Origin of the sequence: Pseudomonas sp. NFXW11 (genome assembly GCF_049887815.1) — a bacterium.
In the GTDB taxonomy this organism is placed as follows: domain Bacteria; phylum Pseudomonadota; class Gammaproteobacteria; order Pseudomonadales; family Pseudomonadaceae; genus Aquipseudomonas.
Genome location: NZ_JAGEKI010000009.1, coordinates 127,840 through 142,520 on the forward strand (window position 1 = coordinate 127,840; position 14,681 = coordinate 142,520).

Sequence of the window (14,681 nt, forward strand, 5' to 3'; positions counted from 1 at the left end):
AGCAAGAATGGCTAAGGTATTCGCGATAGCGAACCAGAAGGGTGGTGTGGGCAAGACCACCACCTGCATCAACCTCGCAGCATCCCTGGTCGCGACCAAGCGTCGGGTGCTGCTGATCGATCTCGATCCACAGGGCAACGCCACCATGGGTAGCGGTGTGGATAAACATGGCCTGGAAAACTCGGTCTACGACCTGCTGATCGGCGAGTGCGACCTGGCCCAGGCCATGCATTTCTCCGAGCACGGCGGTTATCAACTGCTGCCGGCCAACCGCGACCTGACTGCCGCGGAAGTGGTGCTGCTGGAAATGCAGATGAAGGAAAGCCGCCTGCGCAGCGCGCTGGCGCCGATCCGCGAAAACTACGACTACATCCTGATCGACTGCCCGCCGTCGCTGTCGATGCTCACCCTGAACGCCCTGGTGGCCGCCGATGGGGTGATTATCCCCATGCAGTGCGAGTACTACGCGCTGGAAGGCTTGAGCGACCTTGTGGATAACATCAAGCGCATCGGCGAACTGCTCAACCCCGAGCTGAAGATCGAGGGCTTGCTGCGCACCATGTTCGACCCGCGCTTGAGCCTGATGAACGATGTGTCCGCACAGCTCAAGGAACACTTCGGCGATCAGCTGTACGACACGGTGATTCCGCGCAATATCCGTCTGGCCGAGGCGCCGAGCTATGGCATGCCGGCACTGGCCTACGACAAGCAATCCCGTGGTGCGCTGGCCTACCTGGCCCTGGCGGGCGAGATGGTTCGCCGGCAACGTAAACAATCCCGCGTCGCAGCCGCCCAGCCAACTTAAGGAATCCCCATGGCCGTCAAGAAACGAGGTCTCGGACGTGGACTGGATGCACTGTTGAGTGGTCCGACTGTCAGTGCCCTGGAAGAACAAGCCACCCAGGTCGACCAGCGCGAGCTGCAGCACCTGCCGCTGGACCTGATCCAGCGCGGCAAGTACCAGCCGCGCCGGGACATGGACCCCCAGGCGCTGGAAGAACTGGCCAGCTCGATCAAGACCCAGGGCGTGATGCAGCCGATCGTGGTACGCCCCATCGGTGCCGGACGCTTTGAAATCATCGCCGGCGAACGTCGCTGGCGCGCCAGCCAGCAGGCTGGCCAGGAAACCATCCCGGCGATGGTCCGCGATGTGCCGGATGAAACCGCCATCGCCATGGCGCTGATCGAGAACATCCAGCGCGAGGACCTCAATCCCATCGAGGAAGCGGTGGCCCTGCAGCGCTTGCAGCAGGAATTCCAGCTGACTCAGCAACAGGTCGCCGAGGCGGTGGGCAAGTCCCGCGTCAGCGTGGCCAACCTGCTGCGCCTGATTGCCTTGCCCGAGGTGATCAAGACCATGCTGTCCCACGGTGACCTGGAAATGGGGCACGCCCGTGCCTTGCTCGGATTGCCGGAAAATCAACAGGTTGAAGGGGCGCGACACGTTGTCGCACGAGGCCTCACCGTTCGCCAGACCGAAGCCCTGGTGCGCCAGTGGCTGAGTGGCAAACCCGAGCCTGTCGAAGCCGCCAAACCCGACCCGGATATCGCCCGACTCGAACAGCGCCTGGCCGAGCGCCTGGGCTCTGCGGTGCAGATTCGCCACGGCAAGAAGGGCAAGGGGCAACTGGTGATCGGCTACAACTCTCTGGATGAGTTGCAAGGCGTACTCGCTCACATCCGCTGAAACATTTCCTTATGTAGCGTGCAGTCGGAAATCACTACCCGGCAGTTGAATAGGGGCTGAACCGCCCCTATACTCTGCGCGCATTTTGTCGGCACAAATTATGCCAAGTTATTGAATTCTGGCAGCCGACCCTTGAGGAGCAAGAGCGATGGAAACCCGCACGCCAAACCGCTTGCCGTTTCATCGCTTGGCGGTTTTTCCGGTTTTATTGGCTCAGTTGGTCATATTACTGATTGCCGCTCTGGCGCTCTGGCAATGGCGTGGAGTCGTTGCCGGATACTCAGGCCTTTGCGGAGGACTGATAGCCTTGCTGCCCAATGTGTATTTCGCTCACCGGGCATTTCGGTTTTCCGGCGCCCGAGCAGCCCAAGCCATAGTCCGGTCTTTTTATGCCGGCGAGGCGGGCAAATTGATTTTGACGGCAGTGCTTTTTGCATTGACGTTTGCAGGTGTGAAGCCATTGGCGCCGCTGGCTGTATTCGGCGTCTTCGTGCTGACCCAACTGGTCAGCTGGTTCGCGCCCCTGCTAATGAGAACAAGACTTTCGAGACCTTAGGGCGTTTGAGGCAACCATGTCAGCAGAAACAACCGCTTCGGGCTATATCCAGCACCACTTGCAGAACCTGACCTTCGGTCAGCTACCCAATGGGAGCTGGGGCTTTGCCCACTCCGCAGCAGAAGCCAAGGAAATGGGCTTCTGGGCGTTCCACGTCGATACCCTCGGCTGGTCCGTCGCACTGGGTGTGATCTTCATTCTCCTGTTCCGCATGGCGGCCAAGAAGGCGACTTCCGGCGTGCCGGGCGCGCTGCAGAACTTCGTTGAAGTGATGGTTGGCTTCGTCGATGGCAGCGTGAAGGACAGCTTCCACGGTCGCAGCCCGGTGATTGCACCGCTGGCACTGACCATCTTCGTCTGGGTGTTCCTGATGAACGCCATCGACCTGGTGCCTGTGGACTGGATCCCGCAACTGGCGATGCTGCTCTCGGGCGACCCGCACATCCCATTCCGCGCTGTTTCCACCACTGACCCGAATGCCACCCTGGGCATGGCTCTGTCGGTGTTCGCGCTGATCATTTTCTACAGCATCAAGGTCAAGGGCATCGGCGGCTTCATCGGCGAACTGACCCTGCACCCGTTCGGCAGCAAGAACATCCTGGTTCAGGCGCTGCTGATTCCGGTGAACTTCCTGCTGGAGTTCGTGACCCTGATCGCCAAGCCAATCTCTCTGGCACTGCGTCTGTTCGGCAACATGTATGCCGGCGAGCTGGTGTTCATCCTGATTGCAGTGATGTTCGGCAGCGGCCTGCTGTGGCTCAGCGGCATGGGTGTGGTTCTGCAGTGGGCGTGGGCTGTGTTCCACATCCTGATCATCACCCTGCAGGCCTTCATCTTCATGATGCTGACCATCGTCTACCTGTCGATGGCTCACGAAGAGAATCATTAAGTCCAGCTTCTGCTGTACTGATGTCCCTCTCGTTGTGGCGAGAGGGTGCCCTTTGCGGGGCTCAATGAAACGATTTGTTTTACCGCTTTAATCTAAAAAACCTAAACCATACGACGTAAAAGTCGGGAGGAAAGATGGAAACTGTAGTTGGTCTAACCGCTATCGCTGTTGCACTGTTGATCGGCCTGGGCGCACTGGGTACCGCAATTGGTTTCGGCCTGCTGGGCGGCAAGTTCCTGGAAGGCGCTGCGCGTCAACCAGAAATGGTTCCAATGCTGCAAGTTAAGATGTTCATCGTTGCCGGTCTGCTCGACGCCGTAACCATGATCGGTGTTGGTATTGCTCTGTTCTTCACCTTCGCAAACCCCTTCGTTGGTCAACTCGCTGGCTAATCACTCGAGTATTCGAGTTGATTGGTGTGACGGACAACGAACGAGCGAGGTGTTGGCGTGAACATTAATGCAACCCTGATTGGCCAGTCCGTTGCGTTCTTGATTTTTGTATTGTTCTGCATGAAGTTCATTTGGCCTCCGGTCATTGCAGCTCTGCACGAACGTCAAAAGAAGATCGCGGATGGACTGGACGCTGCCAGCCGAGCAGCTCGTGACCTGGAACTGGCCCAAGATAAAGCGGGTCAGCAACTGCGCGAAGCTAAAACTCAGGCAGCTGAAATCATCGAGCAAGCCAAGAAGCGCGGTTCTCAGATCGTCGACGAAGCCCGGGAACAGGCTCGCGTCGAAGCTGAACGTGTGAAGGCTCAGGCTCAGGCCGAGATCGAGCAGGAACTGAACGGTGTCAAAGACGCGCTGCGCGCCCAACTGGGCAGCCTGGCAGTCAACGGCGCAGAGAAGATCCTGGGTGCCACAATCGATCAAAACGCGCACGCAGAGCTGGTTAACAAACTGGCTGCTGAAATTTAAGCGAGGGCGATCATGGCAGAACTGACCACGTTGGCCCGACCTTACGCTAAGGCGGCCTTCGAGCACGCTCAGGCCCACCAGCAGCTGGCCTCTTGGTCAGCCATGCTCGGCCTGGCTGCAGCGGTGTCACAAGATGACACCATGCAGCGCGTGCTTAAGGCCCCGCGACTGACGAGCGCAGAAAAGGCCAGCACCTTCATCGAGGTGTGTGGCGACAAGTTTGATGCACAGGCACAGAATTTCATTCAGGTTGCCGCCGAAAACGACCGTCTCCTGCTGTTGCCGGAGATCTCCGCTCTGTTCGACCTGTACAAGGCCGAACAAGAGAAATCGGTGGACGTGGATGTAACCAGTGCTTTCGCATTGAACCAAGAACAGCAAGACAAACTCGCCAAGGTTCTCAGTGCACGGCTCGGCCGGGAAGTGCGACTGCACGCTGCGGAGGATGCCAGCCTGATTGGTGGCGTCGTAATCCGCGCCGGCGACCTGGTTATCGATGGCTCGATTCGCGGCAAACTCGCGAATCTTGCCGAAGCATTGAAATCTTGAGTTTGAAGGGGCAGCAGAGCAATGCAGCAACTCAATCCTTCCGAAATAAGTGAAATTATCAAGGGCCGCATCGAAAAACTCGATGTGACCTCCCAAGCCCGTAACGAAGGCACTGTCGTCAGCGTATCTGACGGCATCGTGCGGATTCACGGTCTGGCCGACGTAATGTACGGCGAGATGATCGAGTTTCCGGGCGGCGTCTACGGTATGGCCCTCAACCTCGAGCAAGACTCTGTAGGTGCCGTAGTACTGGGCGCGTACACCACTCTGGCTGAAGGCATGAGCGCCAAGTGCACCGGCCGCATCCTCGAAGTTCCGGTTGGTAAGGAACTGCTGGGTCGCGTAGTCGACGCACTGGGTAACCCAGTTGACGGCAAAGGTCCGCTGAACAACACCGAGACCGACGCGGTCGAGAAAGTTGCTCCAGGCGTGATCTGGCGTAAGTCGGTAGACCAGCCTGTACAGACTGGCTACAAGGCTGTCGATGCCATGATCCCTGTCGGCCGTGGCCAGCGTGAGCTGATCATCGGTGACCGTCAGATCGGTAAGACCGCTCTGGCGATCGACGCGATCATCAACCAGAAAGACAGCGGCATTTTCTGCGTCTACGTAGCCATCGGTCAGAAGCAATCGACCATCGCCAACGTGGTTCGCAAGCTGGAAGAAAACGGCGCCCTGGCCAACACCATCATCGTTGCCGCCAGTGCTTCGGAATCGGCTGCCCTGCAGTTCCTGGCTCCGTACTCCGGTTGCACCATGGGTGAATACTTCCGTGACCGCGGTGAAGACGCGCTGATCGTTTATGACGATCTGTCCAAGCAAGCAGTGGCCTACCGCCAGATTTCCCTGCTGCTGCGCCGTCCACCAGGCCGTGAAGCCTACCCAGGTGACGTGTTCTATCTCCACTCCCGTCTGCTGGAGCGCGCTTCCCGCGTTTCCGAAGAGTACGTAGAGAAGTTCACCAACGGTGCAGTCACTGGCAAGACCGGTTCCCTGACCGCGCTGCCGATCATCGAAACCCAGGCTGGCGACGTTTCCGCGTTCGTTCCGACCAACGTGATTTCCATCACCGACGGTCAGATCTTCCTGGAATCGGCCATGTTCAACTCGGGCATCCGCCCTGCAGTGAACGCCGGTGTTTCGGTATCCCGCGTAGGTGGTGCCGCTCAGACCAAGATCATCAAGAAGCTGTCCGGTGGTATCCGTACCGCTCTGGCTCAGTACCGTGAACTGGCGGCATTCGCCCAGTTCGCTTCTGACCTGGACGAAGCGACCCGTAAGCAACTTGAACACGGTCAGCGCGTTACCGAGCTGATGAAGCAGAAGCAATACGCGCCTATGTCCATCGCTGACATGTCGCTGTCGCTGTATGCCGCTGAGCGTGGGTTCCTGACTGACGTCGAAATCACCAAGATCGGCAGCTTCGAACAAGCGCTGATTGCTTACTTCAACCGCGATCACGCCGACCTGATGGCGAAGATCAACGTGAAGGGTGACTTCAATGACGAAATCGACGCTGGCCTGAAAGCCGGTATCGAGAAGTTCAAGGCCACCCAAACCTGGTAAGCCGCAGCGGGAGCCGCAAGGCTCCCGCTTGCTAACCTGATAGGTGTTACATGGCAGGCGCAAAAGAGATTCGCAGTAAGATTGCGAGCATCAAAAGCACGCAAAAAATTACCAGCGCCATGGAAAAAGTGGCGGTCAGCAAAATGCGCAAGGCACAAATGCGCATGGCTGCTAGCCGTCCTTATGCGGAGCGCATCCGCCAGGTTATTGGTCATCTGGCCAACGCCAACCCGGAATATCGTCACCCGTTCATGATCGACCGCGCCATCAAGCGCGTCGGTTATATCGTGGTGAGCAGTGACCGTGGTCTGTGTGGTGGCTTGAACACCAACCTGTTCAAGGCCCTGGTCAAGGACATGGCGGTAAACCGCGAACAAGGCGTCGAGATCGATCTGTGTGTGGTCGGTAGCAAGGGTGCGGCCTTCTTCCGCAACTTCGGCGGTAACGTCGTTGCAGCTATCAGCCATCTGGGTGAAGAGCCGTCGATCAATGACCTGATCGGCAGCGTCAAGGTGATGCTGGATGCGTACCTGGAAGGCCGGATCGACCGCCTGTCCGTGGTATCCAACAAGTTCGTCAACACCATGACCCAGCAGCCGACCGTGGAGCAGTTGATTCCACTGGAGGCAACCCCGGATCAGGAACTCAAGCACCACTGGGACTACCTCTACGAACCGGATGCCAAGGAGCTGCTGGACGGCTTGATGGTCCGTTACGTGGAATCGCAGGTCTACCAGGCGGTGGTCGAGAACAACGCAGCTGAACAAGCCGCGCGGATGATCGCAATGAAGAACGCCACCGACAACGCCGGTGATTTGATCAGCGATTTGCAGCTGATCTACAACAAGGCGCGTCAGGCTGCGATCACCCAAGAGATCTCGGAAATCGTCGGCGGCGCTGCCGCGGTTTAACGGTTCAAATATTCAGAGGATCCAGCTATGAGTAGCGGACGTATCGTTCAAATCATCGGCGCCGTTATCGACGTGGAATTTCCACGCGACAGCGTACCGAGCATCTACGACGCCTTGAAGGTTCAAGGCGCCGAAACCACTCTGGAAGTTCAGCAGCAGCTGGGCGACGGCGTGGTGCGTACCATTGCGATGGGCTCCACCGAAGGCTTGAAGCGCGGTCTGGACGTCAACAACACTGGCGCAGCCATCTCCGTACCGGTCGGTAAAGCGACCCTGGGCCGGATCATGGACGTACTGGGCAACCCAATCGACGAAGCCGGTCCTATCGGTGAAGAAGAGCGTTGGGGTATCCACCGCGCCGCTCCTTCCTTCGCAGAACAGGCAGGCGGCAACGACCTGCTGGAAACCGGGATCAAGGTAATCGACCTGGTTTGCCCGTTCGCCAAGGGCGGTAAAGTTGGTCTGTTCGGTGGTGCCGGTGTAGGCAAGACCGTAAACATGATGGAACTGATCCGTAACATCGCCATCGAGCACAGCGGTTATTCCGTGTTCGCCGGTGTGGGTGAGCGTACTCGTGAGGGTAACGACTTCTACCACGAGATGAAGGACTCCAACGTTCTCGACAAAGTGGCACTGGTCTACGGCCAGATGAACGAGCCACCAGGAAACCGTCTGCGCGTAGCGCTGACCGGCCTGACCATGGCCGAGAAGTTCCGTGACGAAGGTAACGACGTTCTGCTGTTCGTCGACAACATCTATCGTTACACCCTGGCCGGTACCGAAGTATCCGCACTGCTGGGCCGTATGCCTTCCGCAGTAGGCTACCAGCCGACCCTGGCTGAAGAGATGGGCGTGCTGCAAGAGCGCATCACTTCGACCAAGCAAGGCTCGATCACCTCGATCCAAGCGGTATACGTACCTGCGGACGACTTGACCGACCCGTCGCCAGCGACCACCTTCGCCCACTTGGACGCCACCGTCGTTCTGTCCCGTGACATCGCTTCCCTGGGTATCTACCCAGCGGTAGACCCACTGGACTCGACTTCCCGTCAGCTGGACCCGAACGTGATCGGCAACGAGCACTACGAGACCGCTCGCGGCGTTCAGTACGTACTGCAGCGCTACAAAGAGCTGAAGGACATCATCGCGATCCTGGGTATGGACGAGCTGTCGGAAGCCGACAAGCAGTTGGTATCCCGCGCTCGTAAGATCCAGCGCTTCTTGTCGCAGCCGTTCTTCGTGGCTGAAGTCTTCACTGGTTCTCCAGGCAAATACGTTTCCCTGAAAGACACCATCGCGGGCTTCAAAGGCATCCTCAACGGTGACTACGACCACCTGCCAGAACAAGCGTTCTACATGGTCGGCGGCATCGAAGAAGCGATCGAGAAAGCCAAGAAACTGTAATCCCGGCGCCCGGCAACGGGCGCTAATTTAGGTTGAGGCAAGCAGATGGCTATGACAGTCCATTGCGATATCGTCAGCGCGGAAGGAGAAATCTTCTCCGGTCTGGTTGAGATGGTGGTTGCGCACGGTGAACTGGGTGATCTTGGTATCGCCCTGGGCCACGCGCCGCTGATCACCAACCTCAAGCCGGGTCCGATCCGCTTGATCAAGCAGGGCGGGGAAACCGAGGTGTTCTACATCTCCGGTGGTTTCCTCGAGGTTCAGCCGAACATGGTCAAGGTTCTTGCCGACACCGTGCAACGTGCTGCCGACCTGGACGAAGCCTCCGCTCAGGAAGCCGTCAAGGCTGCTGAGAAGGCCCTGAATGAAAAAGGCGCAGATTTCGACTACGGTTCTGCCGCTGCACGTCTGGCCGAGGCCGCAGCCCAGCTGCGTACCGTCCAGCAGATCCGCAAGAAGTTCGGCGGCTAAGTCGCAGGCTTTCTGTGTGATTGATTAAAAAGGGTAGCCTCGGCTACCCTTTTTATTTTCCGTATTCCCCCCTTTTGGTCGCAGTCTGACCTTTCAGGATTGGTAGCCAGTCATGTCTCTCGAAATCGTTATCCTCGCAGCAGGCCAGGGCACTCGCATGCGTTCGGCGCTGCCGAAGGTCCTGCATCCGGTCGCCGGCAACTCCATGCTCGGGCATGTTATCCACAGCGCCCGGCAGCTCGCTCCCCAGCGCATCCACGTGGTCATCGGCCATGGCGCGGATGCGGTGCGCGAGCGCCTGGCAGCCGACGACCTGAATTTCGTGCTGCAGGACAAGCAACTGGGTACCGGTCACGCCGTGGCCCAGGCGGTGCCCTTCATCACCGCCGACACCGTGCTGATTCTCTACGGCGACGTGCCGCTGATCGAGGTCGAGACCCTGCAGCGCCTGCTCCAGCAAGCCGGGCCGGACCAGCTCGGCCTGCTCACCGTCGAGCTCGACGACCCCACCGGCTACGGCCGCATCGTGCGTGACGCTGCCGGCAAGGTGATGGCCATCGTCGAGCAGAAAGATGCCGATGAAGCCCAGCGCGCCATCAGCGAAGGCAACACCGGGATTCTCGCGGTGCCCGGCAAGCGCCTGGGAGACTGGACCAGCCGTCTGTCCAACAACAACGCCCAGGGCGAGTACTACCTCACCGACGTGATTGCCATGGCCGTCGGCGACGGCCTGCTGGTTGCCACCGAGCAGCCCCACGACGCCATGGAAGTGCAGGGCGCCAACGACCGCAAGCAACTCGCGGAACTGGAACGTCACTACCAGCTGCGCGCCGCGCGCCGGCTGATGGCCCAGGGCGTGACCCTGCGCGACCCGGCACGTTTCGATGTGCGCGGCGAAGTGACAGTGGGCCGCGACGTGCTGATCGACATCAACGTGATTCTCGAAGGCCGGGTGGTGATCGAGGACGACGTGGTGATCGGCCCCAACTGCGTGATCAAGGACAGCACCCTGCGCCAGGGCGTGGTGATCAAGGCCAACAGCCACTTGGACGGCGCGGTCATGGGCGAGGGCAGCGATGCCGGTCCGTTTGCTCGACTGCGTCCGGGCACCGTGCTGGAAGCCCGCGCCCATGTGGGTAACTTTGTCGAACTGAAGAACGCCCACCTGGGGCAGGGCGCCAAGGCCGGCCACCTGACCTACCTGGGTGACGCGCAGATCGGCGCCCGCACCAACATCGGTGCCGGCACCATCACCTGCAACTACGACGGGGTGAACAAGCACAAGACAGTGTTGGGCGAAGACGTCTTCATCGGTTCCAACAACTCCCTGGTGGCGCCTGTGGATATCTTGTCCGGGGCCACCACCGCTGCCGGTTCCACCATCACCCAGAACGTGGCGCCGACCCAACTGGCGGTAGGCCGGGCACGGCAGAAGAACATCGACGGCTGGAAGCGGCCGGAGAAAATCAACAAGGGCTAAGGTTATCCACAAGCGTGGAACCCTGTTCGCCGGCAAGCCGGCTCCTACGCCGATCTGTAGGAGCTGGCTTGCCAGCGAACCCCGCGCCACCCTCTGTGGATAACTCCCCCGCTGCTACTCGCGATTTTTTTCGCCTCCGCGCTTGACGAAGTTTCGGTCATGGGTTTTTATTGCGTCGTTATCTTTCGAATCGAAACTTAAACCACCATGTCGAAACGCAACACACCCCAACGTCGCCATAACATCCTCGCCTTGCTCAACGAACAGGGCGAAGTGAGTGTCGACGCGCTGGCCAAGCGTTTCGAAACATCGGAAGTTACGATTCGAAAGGACCTGGCCGCCCTGGAAAGCCATGGCCTGCTGCTGCGTCGCTACGGCGGCGCCATCACCATGCCCCAGGAACTGGTCAGCGATATTGGCCAGCCCGTGTCCCGGCACAAGCAAGCCATTGCCCGGGCCGCAGTGCAGCGCATTCGTGAGCACGCGCGGATCATCATCGACAGTGGCAGCACCACTGCCGCGATGATCCCCGAGCTGGGCCAGCAGCCTGGCCTGGTGGTCATGACCAACTCATTGCATGTGGCCAATGCCCTGAGCGAACTGGAACACGAACCGGTGCTGCTGATGACCGGCGGCACCTGGGACCCGCATTCCGAGTCTTTCCAGGGCCAGGTGGCCGAACAGGTTCTACGCTCATACGACTTCGACCAGCTGTTTATCGGTGCCGATGGCATCGACCTGGCCCGTGGTACCACCACCTTCAACGAATTGCTGGGGTTGAGCCGGGTCATGGCCGAAGTGGCCCGCGAAGTGGTGGTGATGGTCGAGTCCGACAAGATCGGCCGCAAGATTCCCAACCTGGAGCTGCCATGGAGCAGCGTCCATACCCTTATTACCGATGATCGCCTGCCTTCCGAGGTCCGCGACCAGATCCAGGCCCGCGGCATAACTCTGATTTGCGCGGCTGTCAGCTAGGAGAGAAACCATGTGTGGAATTGTTGGCGCCGTTGCTGAACGCAATATCAGCGCCATTTTGCTGGAAGGCCTCAAGCGCCTCGAATACCGCGGCTACGACAGCGCCGGTGTGGCGGTCTATACCAATGCCGGTAAGCTCGAGCGCATGCGTCGCCCGGGCAAGGTCAGCGAACTGGAGCAGGCCCTGGGCGACGAGCCGCTGGTCGGTCGCCTGGGCATCGCCCACACCCGCTGGGCCACCCACGGCGCACCTTGCGAACGTAACGCCCACCCGCATTTCTCCGGCGATCTGGCGATCGTGCACAACGGCATCATCGAGAACCACGAAGCCCTGCGCGAAGAGCTCAAGGCCCTGGGCTACGCCTTCACTTCGGACACCGACACCGAAGTCATCGCCCACCTGCTGGACCACAAGCTCAAGGCCCTGGGCGACCTCACTGTGGCCCTCAAGGCCACCGTCAAGGAACTGCACGGTGCCTACGGCCTGGCCGTGATCAGCGCCAGCCAGCCGGACCGCCTGGTTGCAGCCCGCAGCGGCAGCCCGCTGGTGATCGGCCTGGGCCTGGGGGAAAACTTCCTGGCTTCCGACCAACTGGCCCTGCGCCAGGTCACCGACCGCTTCATGTACTTGGAAGAGGGCGATATCGCCGAGATCCGCCGCGACAGCGTGCAGATCTGGGACCTCGCCGGCCAGGCCGTGGAGCGCGAGGCGGTGCAGTACCGCGATGGCGCCGAAGCCGCCGACAAGGGTGAATACCGCCACTACATGCTCAAGGAAATCCACGAGCAGCCATCCGTGGTGCAACGCACCCTGGAAGGCCGCCTGAGCGCCAACCAGGTGCTGGTCCAGGCCTTCGGCCCGCAAGCCGCCGAACTGTTCGCCAAGGTGCGCAATGTGCAGATCGTCGCCTGCGGCACCAGCTACCACGCCGGCATGGTTGCCCGTTACTGGCTGGAAGAACTGGCCGGCATTCCGTGCCAGGTGGAAGTGGCCAGCGAGTTCCGCTACCGCAAGGTGGTGGTGCAGCCCGACAGCCTGTTCGTGACCATTTCCCAGTCCGGTGAAACTGCCGACACCCTGGCTGCCCTGCGCAATGCCAAAGAGCTGGGTTACCTGGCCAGCCTGGCGATCTGCAACGTCGGTATCAGCTCCCTAGTGCGCGAATCGGACCTGACCCTGCTGACCCAAGCCGGTCGCGAAATCGGCGTGGCCTCGACCAAGGCCTTCACCACCCAGCTGGTCAGCCTGCTGCTGCTGACCCTGTCCCTGGGCCAGGTGCGTGGCACCCTGGCGGCCGGCGTCGAAGCCGAGCTGGTGGAAGAACTGCGGCGCCTGCCGACCCGCCTGGGTGAAGCCCTGGCCATGGACAGCGTGGTGGAGAAAACCGCCGAGCTGTTTGCCGACAAGCACCACACCCTGTTCCTCGGCCGTGGCGCCCAGTACCCGGTGGCGATGGAAGGCTCCCTCAAGCTCAAGGAGATTTCCTACATCCACGCCGAAGCCTATCCGGCCGGCGAACTCAAGCACGGCCCGCTGGCGCTTGTGGATAACGATATGCCGGTGGTTACCGTGGCACCGAACAACGAACTGCTGGAGAAGCTCAAGTCCAACCTGCAGGAAGTCCGTGCCCGTGGCGGTGAACTGATCGTGTTTGCCGACGAACAAGCCGGCATGAGCAATGGTGAAGGCACCCACGTGATCCAGATGCCGCATATCCACGACATCCTTTCGCCGATCCTCTACACCATCCCGCTGCAGCTGCTGTCCTACTACGTGGCCGTGCTCAAGGGCACCGACGTCGACCAGCCGCGCAACCTGGCCAAGTCGGTGACGGTGGAGTGAGTTATCCACAGCTGCGCGCATCGGTCAGATGTTCATGGCAAAAGACCCGGAAAGTGAGGGTGTTGATATCGAAGCAATGACTGGTACAGCTTCTGTGGAGTAGCAAATTGTTCAATGACTATCTGAATAATAAGGATTGCTATCTCGAGCTGGAGCGGAGTTTTTATGATTATTTCCGATTGAGGGCCCAGGCGAGCCCAGTTGGCGAAAAAGTATTCAAAGTGCCGTATTACAATACTTTTTTTTCCAATGGCTTGCCCTTCATGGACGCCAATCCAATGTTCTCCGCGAAAAATGAAGTGAATGGACAGATCCTCAGAGTGGTATTAGACGAGGATGCCCATGAGCTTTGTTCCTATCGCGACAAGGAAGCAGGGTGTGAGCTTGTGCTGATCGGCAAGCTGGCCTTGCTGGACGAAATAAACAAGAAAATTTCCGCTTGGATCAACGCGCAGTAATTTTTCGACAGTCGGGGCCGCTTGCTGTCGTCAGCGGCTTGTGCCCCGTTAGCTGACAGATGCCCCAGAAAATCCCGGCTTGTGTACCCGCCGGGATTTTCTTTATCCACTATGGAAAGCCCATGAACCTGCGCCCGCTGCATGGCTGGATGATTGCCCTGGTGCTGCTTGCCCTGTTGCTGGGAGCTGTCACCCCAGTGCTGTCCAACAGCCTGCTGTTGCTGATGGAACGGAGCAACTTCATTCCCGCCGAATCCTCCATCTGGACTTTCGAGCCGACCCTGATCAACCAGGGCTCCGCTTCCTATTGGCTATACGGGGAAGATCGGCAGTACTACTTCTACTTTTCCTACGCCAAGGACCAGCCTTATCGGTTGATTGCCAAGAACAACCCTTGCCCGGGGTTCGACAGGCATGATGTTGGCACCTGGTGTACATCGAACTGACGCTTCTGTAGTGAGCTTGCACAGATCCATGTGAGTGAATCGGAGCTGCTGGCAAAGTCCGAGAAACTCAAAGAGGCCTTCGTGTGCGATGGGTATTACGCAGAGCCCGGAGATCTGAATGAAGGGCCTGGTGCCATCGCTGACCTCACCGACTTCTCGCACATTGCCTGCTTTGCCATGGCTGGCGATGGCAGCCCGTTTTGTTTTGACTTCAGACAGGATCGCAAAGAACCGAGCGTCATCTGCTGGGATGATGATTACTGGCGAAAAATCTCAAATAGTTTCGAAGATTTTATCCAGCTCTTTTCTTGATCTGGCTGCTGGGTTCTTTGGCACGTCGCGGACTGTTTCTGGCTCATCATTTTCGCGTCGCCTGTGCTCAGGCGAGGTTTTTTTGCGGATGGGTTTGGGTGATCCGAGCCAGGGCATTGACGCTTTCGCGGGCAATCGACAGAAGCCGTTGATAGCAAAGCATTTTAGGCTTGCGAGTAGGACTTTGGGGGGATCATCGGCGTTCTCCGCAGAT

Annotated in this window: 17 protein-coding genes; all 17 read left to right on the top strand. The window is 59.2% G+C overall.

All coding sequences use genetic code 11. The features are described 5' to 3' along the window. Nucleotides 1-7 precede the first annotated feature (7 nt). The 17 genes from J4P02_RS15975 (at nt 8) to J4P02_RS16055 (ending at nt 14,467) form a co-directional block, all read left to right on the top strand. A complete protein-coding gene (locus J4P02_RS15975; protein WP_047290154.1) occupies nt 8-805 on the top strand; it encodes a ParA family protein in 798 nt (265 codons plus the stop codon). Nucleotides 806-814: 9 nt separating this feature from the next. Beyond that, a complete protein-coding gene (locus tag J4P02_RS15980; protein ID WP_426191897.1) occupies nt 815-1,687 on the top strand; it encodes a ParB/RepB/Spo0J family partition protein in 873 nt (290 codons plus the stop codon). Between the two features lie 148 nt (nt 1,688-1,835). Next, nucleotides 1,836-2,243, top strand: a complete 408-nt coding sequence (locus J4P02_RS15985) for a F0F1 ATP synthase subunit I (RefSeq protein ID WP_016964883.1) — start codon at nt 1,836-1,838, stop codon at nt 2,241-2,243. Nucleotides 2,244-2,259: 16 nt separating this feature from the next. Continuing rightward, nucleotides 2,260-3,132, top strand: a complete 873-nt coding sequence (gene atpB / locus J4P02_RS15990; protein WP_426191900.1) for a F0F1 ATP synthase subunit A — start codon at nt 2,260-2,262, stop codon at nt 3,130-3,132. A gap of 134 nt (nt 3,133-3,266) precedes the next feature. Then, entirely contained in the window at nt 3,267-3,524 is a 258-nt protein-coding gene (atpE, locus tag J4P02_RS15995) for a F0F1 ATP synthase subunit C (RefSeq protein ID WP_002555987.1), read from the top strand. A gap of 57 nt (nt 3,525-3,581) precedes the next feature. Continuing rightward, nucleotides 3,582-4,052 (top strand): F0F1 ATP synthase subunit B, encoded by a 471-nt coding sequence (locus J4P02_RS16000; RefSeq protein WP_426191902.1) that lies wholly within the window; start codon nt 3,582-3,584, stop codon nt 4,050-4,052. Between the two features lie 12 nt (nt 4,053-4,064). Next, nucleotides 4,065-4,601 carry a F0F1 ATP synthase subunit delta gene (locus J4P02_RS16005; RefSeq protein WP_282879133.1) on the top strand — a complete coding sequence of 179 codons (537 nt, stop codon included), beginning with the start codon at nt 4,065-4,067 and terminating at the stop codon, nt 4,599-4,601. Between the two features lie 21 nt (nt 4,602-4,622). Next, on the top strand, nt 4,623-6,167 hold the full coding sequence (atpA, locus tag J4P02_RS16010; RefSeq protein WP_068576573.1) for a F0F1 ATP synthase subunit alpha: 1,545 nt from the start codon (nt 4,623-4,625) through the stop codon (nt 6,165-6,167). Nucleotides 6,168-6,217: 50 nt separating this feature from the next. Further along, nucleotides 6,218-7,078: a F0F1 ATP synthase subunit gamma gene (gene atpG, locus J4P02_RS16015; protein ID WP_031320767.1), complete on the top strand. Its 861-nt coding sequence runs from the start codon at nt 6,218-6,220 to the stop codon at nt 7,076-7,078. 27 nt (nt 7,079-7,105) lie between these two features. Continuing rightward, nucleotides 7,106-8,482, top strand: a complete 1,377-nt coding sequence (gene atpD, locus J4P02_RS16020) for a F0F1 ATP synthase subunit beta (RefSeq protein ID WP_044465897.1) — start codon at nt 7,106-7,108, stop codon at nt 8,480-8,482. Between the two features lie 45 nt (nt 8,483-8,527). Next, on the top strand, nt 8,528-8,953 hold the full coding sequence (locus tag J4P02_RS16025) for a F0F1 ATP synthase subunit epsilon (protein WP_058438442.1): 426 nt from the start codon (nt 8,528-8,530) through the stop codon (nt 8,951-8,953). 112 nt (nt 8,954-9,065) lie between these two features. Next, complete coding sequence (gene glmU, locus J4P02_RS16030) at nt 9,066-10,433, top strand: bifunctional UDP-N-acetylglucosamine diphosphorylase/glucosamine-1-phosphate N-acetyltransferase GlmU (RefSeq protein WP_426191906.1); 1,368 nt, start codon at nt 9,066-9,068, stop codon at nt 10,431-10,433. A gap of 207 nt (nt 10,434-10,640) precedes the next feature. Continuing rightward, the gene (locus J4P02_RS16035) at nt 10,641-11,408 is read left to right on the top strand and encodes a DeoR/GlpR family DNA-binding transcription regulator (RefSeq protein WP_426191908.1); all 768 of its coding nucleotides are present in this window, start codon (nt 10,641-10,643) and stop codon (nt 11,406-11,408) included. Between the two features lie 10 nt (nt 11,409-11,418). Beyond that, nucleotides 11,419-13,251 (top strand): glutamine--fructose-6-phosphate transaminase (isomerizing), encoded by a 1,833-nt coding sequence (gene glmS, locus J4P02_RS16040; RefSeq protein ID WP_426191910.1) that lies wholly within the window; start codon nt 11,419-11,421, stop codon nt 13,249-13,251. 107 nt (nt 13,252-13,358) lie between these two features. After that, nucleotides 13,359-13,709 carry a hypothetical protein gene (locus tag J4P02_RS16045; RefSeq protein ID WP_426191912.1) on the top strand — a complete coding sequence of 117 codons (351 nt, stop codon included), beginning with the start codon at nt 13,359-13,361 and terminating at the stop codon, nt 13,707-13,709. A 122-nt stretch (nt 13,710-13,831) separates the two neighbouring features. Further along, on the top strand, nt 13,832-14,155 hold the full coding sequence (locus tag J4P02_RS16050) for a hypothetical protein (protein ID WP_426191914.1): 324 nt from the start codon (nt 13,832-13,834) through the stop codon (nt 14,153-14,155). 30 nt (nt 14,156-14,185) lie between these two features. Then, nucleotides 14,186-14,467, top strand: coding sequence for an SMI1/KNR4 family protein (locus J4P02_RS16055; RefSeq protein WP_426191916.1), 282 nt, complete (start codon nt 14,186-14,188; stop codon nt 14,465-14,467). Nucleotides 14,468-14,681: the final 214 nt, after the last annotated feature.